The sequence below is a fragment of the Xanthomonas sp. CFBP 8445 genome, from assembly GCF_025666235.1.
Classification (GTDB): Bacteria; Pseudomonadota; Gammaproteobacteria; order Xanthomonadales; family Xanthomonadaceae; genus Xanthomonas_A; species Xanthomonas_A indica.
In genome coordinates this window covers 766,783-779,682 of record NZ_CP102594.1, presented here as the reverse complement: position 1 = coordinate 779,682, position 12,900 = coordinate 766,783, and the positions used below count along the sequence as shown (strand labels likewise).

General features: G+C 71.9%; 10 protein-coding genes. 3 read left to right on the top strand and 7 right to left on the bottom strand.

Annotation, left to right across the window (positions count from 1 at the left end):
- Positions 1–109: 109 nt before the first annotated feature.
- On the bottom strand, positions 110–1,564 hold the full coding sequence (locus NUG21_RS03415; RefSeq protein WP_263392283.1) for a hypothetical protein: 1,455 nt from the start codon (positions 1,562–1,564) through the stop codon (positions 110–112).
- Positions 1,565–1,993: 429 nt separating this feature from the next.
- Here NUG21_RS03415 and NUG21_RS03410 point away from each other — a divergent pair, with 429 nt between their 5' ends.
- Positions 1,994–4,183 (top strand): primosomal protein N', encoded by a 2,190-nt coding sequence (locus tag NUG21_RS03410; protein ID WP_263392282.1) that lies wholly within the window; start codon positions 1,994–1,996, stop codon positions 4,181–4,183.
- Positions 4,184–4,510: 327 nt separating this feature from the next.
- On the opposite strand, the gene NUG21_RS03405 is transcribed toward NUG21_RS03410, so the two are convergent.
- Positions 4,511–6,244: a VanW family protein gene (locus NUG21_RS03405; RefSeq protein ID WP_263392281.1), complete on the bottom strand. Its 1,734-nt coding sequence runs from the start codon at positions 6,242–6,244 to the stop codon at positions 4,511–4,513.
- Positions 6,245–6,439: 195 nt separating this feature from the next.
- On the opposite strand from NUG21_RS03405, the gene NUG21_RS03400 reads away from it, so the two are divergent.
- Together NUG21_RS03400 and NUG21_RS03395 are read left to right on the top strand one after the other, a co-directional pair.
- The gene (locus tag NUG21_RS03400; protein ID WP_263392280.1) at positions 6,440–7,744 is read left to right on the top strand and encodes an NAD(P)/FAD-dependent oxidoreductase; all 1,305 of its coding nucleotides are present in this window, start codon (positions 6,440–6,442) and stop codon (positions 7,742–7,744) included.
- A 57-nt stretch (positions 7,745–7,801) separates the two neighbouring features.
- Positions 7,802–8,419 (top strand): trimeric intracellular cation channel family protein, encoded by a 618-nt coding sequence (locus NUG21_RS03395; protein WP_160945582.1) that lies wholly within the window; start codon positions 7,802–7,804, stop codon positions 8,417–8,419.
- Positions 8,420–8,546: 127 nt separating this feature from the next.
- Here the strand turns inward: NUG21_RS03395 and rpoH are convergent, their stop codons facing one another.
- From rpoH to ftsE, 5 genes are all read right to left on the bottom strand, one after another.
- On the bottom strand, positions 8,547–9,425 hold the full coding sequence (gene rpoH / locus NUG21_RS03390; RefSeq protein ID WP_160945583.1) for an RNA polymerase sigma factor RpoH: 879 nt from the start codon (positions 9,423–9,425) through the stop codon (positions 8,547–8,549).
- Positions 9,426–9,643: 218 nt separating this feature from the next.
- Positions 9,644–10,375: a uracil-DNA glycosylase gene (gene ung / locus NUG21_RS03385; RefSeq protein ID WP_019796062.1), complete on the bottom strand. Its 732-nt coding sequence runs from the start codon at positions 10,373–10,375 to the stop codon at positions 9,644–9,646.
- 28 nt (positions 10,376–10,403) lie between these two features.
- A complete protein-coding gene (locus NUG21_RS03380) occupies positions 10,404–11,246 on the bottom strand; it encodes a response regulator (RefSeq protein ID WP_017909425.1) in 843 nt (280 codons plus the stop codon).
- Between the two features lie 7 nt (positions 11,247–11,253).
- On the bottom strand, positions 11,254–12,198 hold the full coding sequence (ftsX, locus tag NUG21_RS03375) for a permease-like cell division protein FtsX (RefSeq protein ID WP_010343178.1): 945 nt from the start codon (positions 12,196–12,198) through the stop codon (positions 11,254–11,256).
- Positions 12,195–12,881 (bottom strand): cell division ATP-binding protein FtsE, encoded by a 687-nt coding sequence (gene ftsE, locus NUG21_RS03370; RefSeq protein WP_160945586.1) that lies wholly within the window; start codon positions 12,879–12,881, stop codon positions 12,195–12,197. Before ftsE ends, ftsX begins: the two co-directional genes overlap by 4 nt.
- Positions 12,882–12,900: the final 19 nt, after the last annotated feature.

Below are 12,900 nucleotides of genomic sequence, written 5' to 3'. Positions count from 1 at the left end.
CCGGGTGGCGGAGGCCGCGCATTCTACCCGCTGCGGCGGATGGCTGCTGGGAGCCGCGCCCCGCGGCTGGAATCAGGCGCCCGCGAAAGCCAAGCGCCGCGCGCGCATCTCAGCGCGCGGCGCGCTGCTTCAGCCAGGCGCCGCGGCTGTCGGCGCCCTGCGCCAGCAGGTCGCGGCGCAAGGCCGCGCGGTCCTGCGGCGGGGTGCGTTGCGACAGCAGCGCCAGATGTTCGCGCTGGTCCGCCGGCAGGCTGCGCAGCACGCCCAGCAGCGCCTGCCGCTGCGCCGCGGGCACGTAGCCCAGCAGCGGCTGCAGCGCCCAGAACTCGGCGCCCAGTTCCGGGCCGAGCAACCAGCCGTGGCGCTCCAGCGCGTCCATTTCGGCGAACTGCGCATGCAAGCTGTGCTGCTGCTCGATCGGCAGGCCGGCGAAGGCCGTGGCGACCTGGCGCAGGCGCGCCTGCGCCGCCGCCGGCAGCGCGTCCCAGGCGGCCTGGCGCGCGTGCAATTGCGCCGGGGTCAGCGCCGGCGGCGTGCTGGCTGCCGCGGGCGCGACAGCCGGGGCCACGGCGGCGGCCGGCGGGTGTTCGGCGGCCTCGGCCAGGTCGGCGGCGCTGGGGGCACTGCGCTCGATCCGCGGCGGCGGCGCACCGGCCGCGTACCACGCATAGAAATCCAGGTCGTAGATCGCCGGCTCGGGCAGCGGCGCCGGCGGGTCGGCCGGCAGCGGCGGCGCGCTGGCGGTATCCGATTCCGGCGGCAGCACTTCCACCTGCACCGGGCCGGTGTCGCCCAGCGCCAGGCCCGCGTCGGTGCCGCCCGCGCCGGTCGCCACGTGCGCGCGGCGCCACGGCAGCCGATCCCAGAACGCCGTACCGACCAGGGCCAGGACCACAACGGCGATCACCGCCCCGGCCAGGCGCGTGCGCAGGGCCGAGCGCGCGCCACGGCGGCGCGGACGTGCGGGGGCCGTGTCCGTTGCCGGGGCCGGGGTCGCCGCCGGCGGGGCCGTGCTGCCGGCGATCGCCGCATCGCGCAGTTGCGCCAGGGCCTGCAGCCGTGCCGGCGGCAGGTCGCGCAGGCACTGCTGCGCCGCATCGGCCAGCGCGCGCCAGCCCGCCGCATCCGGCCTGCCCGCGGCATCACGCGGGCAAGCCCGCGCCAGCGCCTGCTGGTAGTCCTCGGTGGACAACTGCAGCACCTGCGCGGCGAGCGGCTCATCCAGCCCGGCCACGATACGCAGCAGCAGCGCCAGGCGATCGGCCGGCTGCAGGGTGCGCAGGTGCGCCAGCGGCGCGGGCCAGGCGCCCGCGGCGGCATCGGCCTGGCGCAGGGTCGGCACCGCGCCGAGCAGTTTCCAGAACCGTAGCGGCCAGTCGGCCATCGGCAGGGCCGCGGCGTGGCTGCGGAACGCCCGCATCGCCGCCGCCAGGGCCGGCGTGCCGCGTTCGGGCCGGCCGCTCTGCAGGTCGGCCAGGACCGCGGCGCGGCGTTCGATCCCGCGCAGGAACGCGGCCAGGGCGGGCGGGGCGGCCACGCCGTCGGAAGGGGACGTGGCGGTCATCGGAACTCCATCATCGGCGCGATGATAGCGAGGCCGCCGCCGCACCGCGCGCTTGACAGCGACGCAGCGATCGGCTCACCGGCGGCCGTCGCGACGGCGGGTTGTGCACAGCACCGGAAATTGGCCCGGGACAGGTCTTGTCAAGCCCCCGCGAAACCATGTTGCATCTGTGTTTCACGGCCAAGTGATTGTTCTTAAAGAAATAAATGCGATTGGCGCTTTTTTGTCCAACTCGTGGCAGAGGCTTGTGAGTCCGTCTTCACGGCGTGGAGCATGCCCGTCATACACAGCTTTATCCACAGCAGATGTGGATAAATTCGATTCTCCAAGCACGGCAGCTATTTACGACCGGTTTATCACTTTGCGGGCAGCAATCGCGCGCAACTCCTGGCTGCCGGGCGCGCTTGCCGCGGCCGCTAGACTAGGTGGATGCCCTCCCCCGCCGCCACGCTCCGCGTCGCCCTGCCCGTGCCGCTGCCGCAGCTGTTCGACTACCTGCCACCGCCCGGCGACACGGTCGCCGACGGCGATGTCGGCCGCCGCGTGCAGGTGCCGTTCGGCAACCGCGAACTGAGTGGCGTGGTGGCCGCGATCGGCCAGGCCGAGGACGCCGACGGCCTGCGCGCTGCGCTGGCCTGGCTGGACCCGGCACCGTTGCTGCACGGCGAACTGGCCGAGTCGCTGCGCTGGCTGGCGCGCTACAGCCACGCGCCGCTGGGCGAGGTGCTGGCCACGGCGTTGCCGGTGCCGCTGCGCCGTGGCGAGCCGCTGCCCGACACCCACGCCTGGGCCTGGCGCCTGACCGAGGCCGGCGCCAGCCACCGTGCCCGTCCCGGCACCCGTCCGCATCGCTTCGCCGCGCTGCTGGCGGCCGGCGCCATGGACGAGGACCGGCTGGACCAGGCGATGGACGACTGGCGCAGCGCCGCGCGCGCCCTGGCCAAGCGGGGGCATGCCGAACGCATCGCGGTGCCGGCCAGCGCCGCGGCGCCGCAGCCGCAGCCCGGGCCGGTGCCCAATGCCGAACAGCAGGACGCCATCGACGCGGTGGTCGCCGCTGCCGGCTTCGCGCCGTTCCTGCTCGACGGCGTCACCGGCAGCGGCAAGACCGAGGTCTACCTGCAGGCGATCGCCGCCTGCCTGGCGCGCGGCCGCCAGGCGCTGGTGCTGGTGCCGGAGATCGGCCTGACCCCGCAGACCCTGGCACGCTTCCGCGCCCGCCTCGGGGTACCCGTGCATGCGCTGCATTCCGGGCTCAACGACAACGAACGCGCCCGGGTCTGGGCCGCCGCCTGGCGCGGCGAGGCGCAGGTGGTGGTCGGCACCCGCTCGGCGGTGTTCGTGCCGCTGCCGCGGGCCGGCCTGATCGTGGTCGACGAGGAACACGACGGCAGCTACAAACAGCAGGACGGCATCCGCTACCACGCCCGCGATTTCGCCCTGGTCCGCGGCAAGGCGCTGGACGTACCGGTGCTGCTGGGCAGCGCCACGCCGTCGCTGGAAAGCCTGCACAACGCCGCCAGCGGCCGCTACGCGCACCTGCGCCTGACCCGCCGCGCCGGCGACGCCAAGCCACCGACGGTGCGCGTACTCGACGTGCGCAAGCGCCCGCTGCAGGACGGCCTGTCGCCGGAGGTGCTGGCCGGCATCGGCACGGCACTGGCCGAAGGCGGCCAGGTGCTGGTGTTCAAGAACCGCCGCGGCTATGCGCCGGTGCTGCTGTGCCACGACTGCGGCTGGACCGCGCCGTGCCAGCGCTGCAGCACGCCGCTGCACGCCACGCCGATGACCGTGCACGCCGGCGGCCGGCGCCTGCAATGCCACCACTGCGGCGCGCGCCAGCCGGCGCCGCTGGCCTGCCCGGATTGCGGCAGCCTGGCGCTGCAGCCGCAGGGCATCGGCACCGAACGCCTGGAAGAACGCCTGGTGCAGGCATTCCCGGACGTACCGGTGCTGCGCATCGACCGCAGCACCACCCAGCGCCGCGACGCGCTGGAGACGCAACTGGCCACGCTCGGCAGCGCGCCCGGCATCCTGGTCGGCACGCAGATCCTGGCCAAGGGCCACGACCTGCCGCAGCTGAGCCGGGTGGTGGTGGTGGGCATCGACGAAGGCCTGTTCTCGGCCGATTTCCGCGCCAGCGAGAAGCTGGCGCAGCAGTTGATCCAGGTCGCCGGGCGCGCCGGCCGCGCCGCCCGCCCGGGCGAGGTCTGGCTGCAGACCCATCACCCCGCACATCCGCTGCTGCAGACCCTGGTGCACGGCGGCTACCACGCCTTCGCCGCCGCGGAACTGGAGCAGCGCGAGGCCGCCGGCTTCCCCCCGTTCGCGCACCTGGCGCTGCTGCGCGCCGAGGCCAAGCAGGTCGAACATGCCAACGCCTTCCTCGCCGCCGTGCGCGCGTTGCTGCCGGTGCAGGACGAGGTGCAGCGCTTCGGCCCGATGCCGGCGCCGATGCCGCGCCGCGCCGGTTTCCAGCGCACCCAGTTGCTGCTCTCGGCCAGCACCCGGCGCGCGCTGCACGCGCTGCTGGACGCGGCGGTACCGGCGATCCACGCACTACCGCAGGCACGGCGGGTGCGCTGGTCGCTGGATGTGGATCCGCAGGATCTGTACTGAGGCGGCGACGCGTCCCCTGCAAGCCATCGCTGGAGCACCGACGCGCGTTGCTGAGCGGGTGATGTGCCCGTCGAGGCATGGATGAAGCCGCAGATCGTCAGAAGCCGATTCGCGATGCGATTGCGCGTGGTCCCACATTCCGTAGGAGCGGCTTCCAGCCGCGACGCGTTTTCCCGGTAACGCCTGGTCGCGGCTGAAGCCGCTCCTACGCGATGGCGTGTGTCGCCAGCCCGTGGCAAAGCAGCCGCTCTGGGCGAACCGCGTCAGGCTGATACGAGGCAAAGCGGACGGACCACGCATCTGAGGCCGCGATGCCTTTTGTTTCGCTCAACCCGCCAGGCCCAATGCCTCCAGCACCTGCGTGCGCAGCGCGGCGCTGTCACCGGCTTCCACGCAGCGCCACGCGCCATCGTCTGCAGCCAGACCGCAGGCGGCGGTGGCGATCACCGGTTTGCCCAGCGCCATGGCCAGCAGCAGCCCGCGCGGCTGCTGTTCGATCCAGGCCGGCAGCAACACCAGCGTGGCCGCACGCACGCCCTCGGCCATCGAGGCGACGCGCTGCACGTCGACGCCGTTCCAGAAGTCCGGCGTTTCCTGCGCGCCGGGCGGCAGCAGCAACAGCAGCGGCAAGCCACGTACCGCTTCGCGCAATTCGTAGGCACCCTTGCGCGCCAGCGCCGAGGCCGCCAACAGCACCCGCGGCACGGTGTCCGCGATGGCGACCGCATCCCCTGCCGCGACCGCCGGGAGCGGCGGCCGTTGCCATGCCAGCGCGAGACCGCGGCTGCCTGCCAGCGCCAGCAGTTCGCGGTGCGGGGCGATCCAGTACCGCGCCTGCGCCAGTGCCGCGCGCTCGGCCTGGACCAGCGCCGGATCGGCGCGGAAATCGCGCAAGGTGGGACTGTGCGGATGCCGCTGCGCGGTCACGTCCAGGCGCGCCTGCAGCAGGTGCATCGGCAAGGCGGTCATGTACACGTCCCAGCGCCGCCCCTGCAGTTCGCCGGCCAGCCACAACTCCGGCAGCAGGCTCTGCGGCACCACCAGGTCGACGTCGCGCGCGCCCAGCCGGCGCCGCAATGCCTGCAGGCGGATGCGCTGTGCGCACTGGCGCGCCTGCGGCAACGGCATGCCACGCCACAGCCACCAGCGCCGCAGCAGCGCTGCGTGCACCGCCGCGACACTGGTGCGCGGCAACGCCAGCACCCGGTCGCCCGGCTGCCGCCGGCGCCGGCGGTCCTCGGCGAACTCCGGCCAGTCCTCGTCCACCAGCCAGGTGCGGTGCAGGCCCTCGGGCACCGCCGCCACATGGCGATGGCAGGCGCTGCGACCGCAGCGGGTGCAGTCGTTGGCGGCATCGACGCCGGCGGGCGCGGTGCGGCGCTGCAGCGGCGGCAACGGCAATGCCGCCGGCGCCGCGGCACCGCCGCGGATGCGCACGTGCAGCGCCTCGCCGTCCAGCCACACCTCCAGCCGCCACGGCGCGGCGGCGCGCAGGCGCAGGTCCACGTAGTTCCAGAACACCACCGCATCGCGGTCGCGCTCGGCCAGGGAGCCGGCAATCACCTGGGTGTGGCGGTGTCGCTCGACGATCTCCAGGCCCTGCCGCAGCGCCGCGTCGTAGATCGCATTGGACAGTTGGCACAGGCCGCCACCGATCGACGGCACCAGGCAGCCCTCGCGCAGTTCGCGGCCGGCGACGAAGCCGCGATGACGCGTGGCGCGGCCGAGCTGGCGCCAGAAACTGAAGGTCGCCCCGGCGGGCACTTCCACGCCGTGCAGCGCACGCGCGGCCAGGCGCAGGTTGTGGATCTTGCCGGCCACCAGCTGCGGTGCGGTCTCCTCGGTGTCGGGCCACAGCGTGGTGACCGATTCGGCGCAAGCGGCATCGGCGATCGCCAGGCCGCCATCGCGGCGATGCCGGCGCGGGCCATCGCGCAGATCGTCCAGCGCGCGGCGCAATTGCAGCGCGCGGGTCTTGGCCCAGAACAGCAGGCTGCGCCAGCGCGACGGCAGCGGCGCCCGCAGCGGCACCGAAGCGCGCGGCTTCACTGTCGCTGACATGACCGTGCGTTTTCTCTGTCGCTGACCGCGCTTGGCATCGCGCTACTATACGAGCATGCAGGTCCGGCCTTCGACGATCGCGCAGCGCCCCATCGGCAGCGCGCGTTCCGGCGGATCGGTGCGCCGCGCGACTGCGACGCGACCGCCGCGCCGACACCGGACGCCTCCTCTCCCCTCCCCCTCCTGGAGTCCTGCATGGACGACACACGCGTGCCGCACCTGATCGTGGTCGGCGGCGGCTTCGCCGGCTTGTGGGCCACCCGCGCCCTGGCCAAGTCACCGCTGCGCATCACCCTGATCGACCGCCGCAACCATCACTTGTTCCAGCCGCTGCTGTACCAGGTCGCCACCGCCGGCCTCTCGGCGCCGGACATCGCCGCGCCGCTGCGGCAGATCCTGCGCCACCAGGACAACGTCGAAGTGCGCCTGGGCGAAGTGGTCCACATCGACAAGCAGGCGCGGCAGGTGCGCCTGGCCGATGGCCAGGCCCTGGACTACGACTACCTGTTGGTCGCCACCGGCGCCACCCATGCCTATTTCGGCCACGACGACTGGGCGGCGCACGCGCCGGGCCTGAAGACCCTGGATGATGCGCTGCAGTTGCGCCGGCACCTGCTGCTGGCGTTCGAGCGTGCCGAAGCGGAAACCGATCCGGCCGCACGCGCGGCCTGGCTCAGCTTCGCCATCGTCGGCGGCGGCCCCACCGGAGTCGAGCTGGCCGGCACCCTGGCCGAGATCGCCCGGCACACGCTCAAGCACGAGTTCCGCCGCATCGACCCGGCCGAGGCGCGGGTGCGGCTGATCGAGGCCGGCCCGCGGGTGTTGTCCTCCTTCCCCGAGCACCTCTCGGCCAAGGCGCAGAAGCAGTTGGAAAAGCTCGGCGTGGAAGTGCTGACCGGGGTGCCGGTCGCCGACATCGACGCCAGCGGCTATCGCCTGGGCAGCACCTTCGTGCCGGCGCGCACCGTGGTCTGGGCCGCCGGCGTGGCCGCCTCGCCACTGGCGAAGACGCTGCAGACGCCGCTGGACCGCAGCGGTCGCGTGCAGGTGCAGCCGGACCTGAGCGTGCCCGGCCATCCGGAGCTGTTCGTCGCCGGCGACCTGGCCGCGGTGCAGCAGGCCGACGGCCGCCCCGTTCCGGGCGTGGCGCCAGCCGCCAAGCAGATGGGCCGGCACGTCGCCGACACCCTGCGCCGGCGGCTGCGCGGCGACACCGCCAGCGTGCCGTTCCGCTATGCCGACTACGGCAACCTGGCCACCATCGGGCGCATGGCCGCGATCGTGCACCTGGGCCGGCTGCAGCTCTCCGGCGTGCTGGCCTGGTGGTTCTGGCTGGCCGCGCACGTGTTCTTCCTGATCGGCTTCCGCAACCGCGTGGTGGTGCTGCTCAACTGGGCCTGGGCGTACTGGAGCTACCAGCGCGCGGCGCGGATCATCCTCGGCGATCCACCCGCGGCGGAGGAACCGCAGGCGCAGGCCGCGCCGCCGACGGACAGGTGACACTGCCCGAGCGGGCTGCGATCCTAGCCGGCCTTTTGCTGCAGTGCAGTGCCCGTCTTGGCGACCTTCCTGTTCCTGCTCGACCTGCTGGGCACCTTCGTGTTCGCGATCAGCGGCGCCACCGTCGGCGTGCGCCATCGCCTGGACCTGTTCGGGGTGCTGGTGCTGTCGTGCGCGGCCGCGGTCTCCGGCGGCATCGCCCGCGACGTGCTGATCGGCGCCACCCCGCCGGCTGCGCTGGCCGACGTGCGCTATCTCGGCGTCGCCTGCCTGGCCGGGCTGCTGGCGTTCTACCGTCACCACACGGTCGAGCGCCTGCGCAATCCGGTGCAGATCTTCGATGCGATGGGCCTGGCGCTGTTCGCGGTGTACGGCACCAGCAAGGCGCTGGCGTTCGGCCTGGGCCCGGTCAGCGCACCGCTGCTGGGCATGCTCAGCGGCATCGGCGGCGGCATCGTCCGCGACCTGCTGGTGGCGCGCACGCCGGTGGTGCTGCAGGCCGAGCTGTACGCGGTGGCGGCCCTGCTCGGCGGCGGCGTGGTCGCCGCGGCGCAGGTGCTGCACCTACCGCAGCCCTGGGGCTTGGGTGTGGGCGCGGTGCTGTGCTTCGGCCTGCGCTTCATGGCGATCCGCTACGGCTGGCACCTGCCGGTGGCGCGCCCGCCGGAGTCGTAGCTCACAATCACCCGCGCGGGCACGCTTCCGCACTCGGCAGTCGTCACTAGCGGTGCCGCCCAGCAACAAAAGAAAAGGCCCGGCAGTACCGGGCCTTTTTGCGTCACTACTGACCGCCGCAGGCGACTCAGGCGACGAACAGCGCCTTCATCTTCTTCAGCGCGTTCGCCTCGATCTGGCGGATGCGCTCGGCCGACACGCCGTACTCGTCGGCCAGTTCCTGCAGGGTGATCTTGCTGTCGGCATCCAGCCAGCGGCGCTTGATGATGTCGCGCGAACGCGCATCCAGTTCCGCCAGGCCTTCGCGCAGCAGTTGCAGCTGGTTGTCCTCGCTGTCGGCGCGCTCGTAGGCCTGCGAGGGATCTTCCTCGTTGGCCATCAGATACGCGGCCGGCGACGGCGGCGCGTGGTCGTCATCCTCGTCGGACGGCGCATCGAAGCCGATGTCGCGACCGGACAGGCGCGACTCCATCTCCAGCACCTCGCGCTCGGACACGTTGAGGTCCTTGGCCACCGCGGTGACCTCGGCTGCATTCATCCAGCCCAGGCGGGTCTTGGACTTGCGCAGGTTGAAGAACAGCTTGCGCTGCGCCTTGGTCGTGGCGACCTTGACGATGCGCCAGTTCTTCAGGATGTACTCGTGCATCTCGGCGCGGATCCAGTGCACCGCGAAGCTGACCAGGCGCACGCCCATGTCCGGGTCGAAGCGCTTGACCGCCTTCATCAGGCCGATGTTGCCTTCCTGGATCAGGTCGCCCAGCGGCAGGCCGTAGCCGTTGTAGCCACGAGCCACGTGCACCACGAAGCGTAGGTGGGAATGGACCAGTTCGCGGGCCGCGTCCAGGTCTTCCTGGTCGCGATACCGCACCGCCAGTGCGTGTTCCTCGTCGGACGTCAGCACCGGGATCTGGTGCACGGCGCCGATGTAGGCATCCAGCGAACCGAGCGGACTGGGGATCGGGAGGTTGTTGGCAACCAATGCGTTGGAAGTGAGAGTCTGGCTCATAGGGCTCATCTTAGCAGTCTACTAATTGGACTGCTGGGTACAGTAAAAAGTTCCTGTGTTCTGTTTATGCAACATTTGACTCAGGAATGGCACTGCATCACAAGCCATTGAAACAATCGGGACGCGTCGCCATCCCGTTTTCTGACCGCCAAAGTAGCAGCCGGTTCGCGAAAATGGCGTCCACGTCAGGCGACAGCGGCGCCCTGTCCAACCGGGGTTCAGGCGCCGCGCAGGGCCGCCTCCAGTTCGGCGCGCGGCGGCAGGCTCCAGTCGATCGGGGTGGCGCCGCGCCGCCGCAGGTACTCGTTGGCCGCCGAGAAATGCTTGCAGCCGAGGAAGCCACGGTGCGCCGACAGCGGCGAGGGGTGCGGCGCCTTGAGCACGCGGTGGCGACGGGTGTCGATGACCTTGCCCTTGGCCTGGGCGTAGCTGCCCCACAGCAGGAACACCAGGCCCTCGCGTTCGCGGTTGAGGGTCTCCACCACGTGGTCGGTGAAGCCCTCCCAGCCCTTGCCCTGGTGCGCGCCGGCGCGGCCTTCCTCCACCGTCAGCACCGCGTTGAGCAGCAGCACGCCGCGCTGCGCCCACGGCAGCAGGCAGCCGTGGTCGGGCCGGCGGATGCCCAGGTCGTCCTCGATCTCCTTGTAGATGTTCAGCAGCGACGGCGGCACCGGCACCCCGGGCAGCACCGAGAAGCACAGCCCGTGCGCCTGGCCATAGCCGTGGTACGGGTCCTGGCCGAGGATCACCACCTCCACCCGCTCGAACGGGGTGGCATCGAAGGCGGCGAAGATCTGCCGCCCCGGCGGGAACACCCGCGCGCCGGCGGCCTTGCGCTGGCGCAGGAACGTGGCCAGCTCGCGCATCTCCGGGCGCAGCAGCCAGTCGCCGACCTGCGCCTTCCACGACGGCTCCAGCTGGATCCGGCTTTCGTCTTCGTTGTTGCTCATCGCTTTGAGGCTCGGGACATCACATCGGTCAGAAGGTCACGGCGATCTCGTCGAGCCGGGCCAGGCGCAACTGGAACAGCACCTTGGTGACCAGCAGGCGCTCTTCGATCGGTTTCTGCACCAGGTCGTTGGCGCCGGCGCGCAGCAGCTCGGACTGGGTGTGCGGATTGCTGTCGCCGGTCATCACCAGCACCGGCATGCGCCGCTTGCCGTAGGCGAAATCGACGCGGATGCGCTGGACCACGTCGCGGCCGTTGAGTTCGCCCTTGAGGGTGACGTCGGTCAGCACCAGGTCGATGCGCCGGGTGGTACGGCCCAGCGACTCGGCGGTGAGCAACGCGAACGCGTCCTCGGCGCTGAGCACGTGCACCACGTGCAGTTGCTGGCGCTCGAGCATGCGCTTGGTCGCCTCGGCCACCACCCGGCTGTCCTCGACGTAGAGCACGGTGGCGCCGGCCACCGGCTGCGGCTGCACGTAGCCGCGGATGAAGGTGGCCAGCGCCTCGTGGCCGAGCGCCTTGTCGAAGTAGTCGGTGACGTACTCGGTGAAGCGGCGCTCGACCAGGTGTTGCTGGGCGTCGCCGGAAACCACGATCACCGGCACGTAGGCCTGGCCGGCGGCCTCGCGCACGCTGCGCGCCAGGGTCAGGCCATCGCCGTCGGGCAGCCCCAGCGAGGTGGTGACCAGGTCGACCGGACCGGCCTCCAGCGCCGCGCGCGCCTCGGCGATGCTGGCGCAGCCGACCACGGTCACGTCGGGCAGTTCGCGGTGCAGCACGTCGGCGATCAGCTTGCGCACCAGCTTGGAGCCATCGACCACCATCACCCGCGGGGCGGCGCTGATCAGATGCTTGAGCTCGTGCCCGGCCATGTGCGCCTCAGGTGTCGGTGGGCCGCGTCTGGCGCAGGAAGTGGCCGGTCACCAGCCAGGCGCCGAGCCAGCCCAGCAGCAGGGTACCGAGCAGGACGAAGCCGGCGTGCAGCGCGTCCAGCCCATGCAGCACGAAATGGCTGCCGTAGCTGTCGGCCAGCGCCGCCAGCGGCTGGCCCAGGGCCATGCCGGAGGCCGCGAGCAGGCCCAGCGCCAGCACCCCGGCGCCGAAACCGTACCAGGCGCCCAGGTACAGGAACGGGCGGCGGATGAAGCCGTCGCTGGCGCCGAGCAGTTGCAATACGCCGATCTCCTCGCGCCGCGACTGGATGTCCAGGCGCACGGTGTTGCCGACCACCAGCACCGCACCGGCGCCGAGCAGCAGCGACAGCACCTGCACCAGGCGTTCGCCGAAATGCAGCCAGCCGTCCAGGCGCTTGCGCCACAGCGCGTCGTGCTGGACCAGGTCGGCCTGCGGCAGCGCGGTCAGCGCCGTCGCCAGCGGGGTGTCGTCGGCCGCGGCCGGGGTGACGATCAGCAGCGTCGGCAGCGGGTTGTCCTGCAGCGCGTCCAGCGCCTCGCCCAACCCGGCGCTGTCGCGCAGCTCGGCCATGCCCTCGGCAGGCGTGCGCAGCGTTACCGCGGCCACGTCGGCGCGGCCGCGCAGGGTCTGTGCCAGCGCCTGCGCCGCGGCGGCGTCGACGTCAGTCTTCAGGAACACGTTGATGTCGCGCGACTGCTGCACGCTGCCGGCGAACTGCTTGAGGTTGTCCAGGGCGATCGACAGGCCCAGCGGCAGGGTCAGCGCCAGCGCCATCACCGCCATGGTCAGCAGCGTCGCCCACGGCTTGCGCATGGCGCGGCCAAGGCTGTAGACGATGCTGTGCAGGTGGTGGTCCCACCACACGCCCAGCCGCGAGGGCGCCGCGGCGCCGGCATTGCGCGCGCTCATTCGGCCAGGTCCTGCGGCGAGATGTCGTCGATCAGGCGGCCGTGGTCCAGGATCAGCACGCGCTTGCGCATCTGCTTGAGCAAGGCTAGGTCGTGGCTGACCACCAGCACGCTGGTGCCGCGGGCCGGCAGTTCGGCGAACAGTTGCATGATTTCCGCGGCCAGGGTCGGATCGAGGTTGCCGGTGGGTTCGTCGGCGACCAGCAGTCGCGGCTCGCCGACCATCGCCCGGGCGATGCCGACGCGTTGCTGCTCGCCGGCCGACAGCTGCGAGGGCAATGCCTTCTCGCGGTGGCCCAGGCCCATGCGCTCGAGCACCGAGCGCACGCGCTTGCCGATCTCGGCGCGGCGGGTGCCGCGCAGGATCAGCGGCAGGGCGACGTTCTCGGCGATGCTGCGGTCGGTGAGCAGACGGTGGTCCTGGTAGACCACGCCGACCTCGCGCCGGTGCAGCGGCACGCGGCGACCGCGCACCTTCAGCAGGTTGCGCTCGCCGAACAGCACGGCGCCGCGCGAGGGCCGCTCGCTCAGGTGGATCAGCTTGAGCAAGGTGCTCTTGCCAGCACCGGAATGGCCGGTGACGAACAGCATCTCGCCCTCCTCGACCTCGAAGCTGACGTCCACCAGCGCCGCATGGCCGCCGGCGTACTGTTTGCTGACATTGTCGAACCGCAGAACGCTCATCCGGCGATTATGCCGGAGC

Bases quoted from the DNA above. Each gene is read 5' to 3' on its own strand.
- ftsE (WP_160945586.1), bottom strand. From the start codon at position 12,881: ATGAGCGTTCTGCGGTTCGACAATGTCAGCAAACAGTACGCCGGCGGC.
- NUG21_RS03410 (WP_263392282.1), top strand. From the start codon at position 1,994: ATGCCCTCCCCCGCCGCCACGCTCCGCGTCGCCCTGCCCGTGCCGCTG.
- NUG21_RS03400 (WP_263392280.1), top strand. From the start codon at position 6,440: ATGGACGACACACGCGTGCCGCACCTGATCGTGGTCGGCGGCGGCTTC.
- NUG21_RS03405 (WP_263392281.1), bottom strand. From the start codon at position 6,244: ATGTCAGCGACAGTGAAGCCGCGCGCTTCGGTGCCGCTGCGGGCGCCG.
- NUG21_RS03415 (WP_263392283.1), bottom strand. From the start codon at position 1,564: ATGACCGCCACGTCCCCTTCCGACGGCGTGGCCGCCCCGCCCGCCCTG.
- ung (WP_019796062.1), bottom strand. From the start codon at position 10,375: ATGAGCAACAACGAAGACGAAAGCCGGATCCAGCTGGAGCCGTCGTGG.
- NUG21_RS03380 (WP_017909425.1), bottom strand. From the start codon at position 11,246: ATGGCCGGGCACGAGCTCAAGCATCTGATCAGCGCCGCCCCGCGGGTG.
- rpoH (WP_160945583.1), bottom strand. From the start codon at position 9,425: ATGAGCCAGACTCTCACTTCCAACGCATTGGTTGCCAACAACCTCCCG.
- ftsX (WP_010343178.1), bottom strand. From the start codon at position 12,198: ATGAGCGCGCGCAATGCCGGCGCCGCGGCGCCCTCGCGGCTGGGCGTG.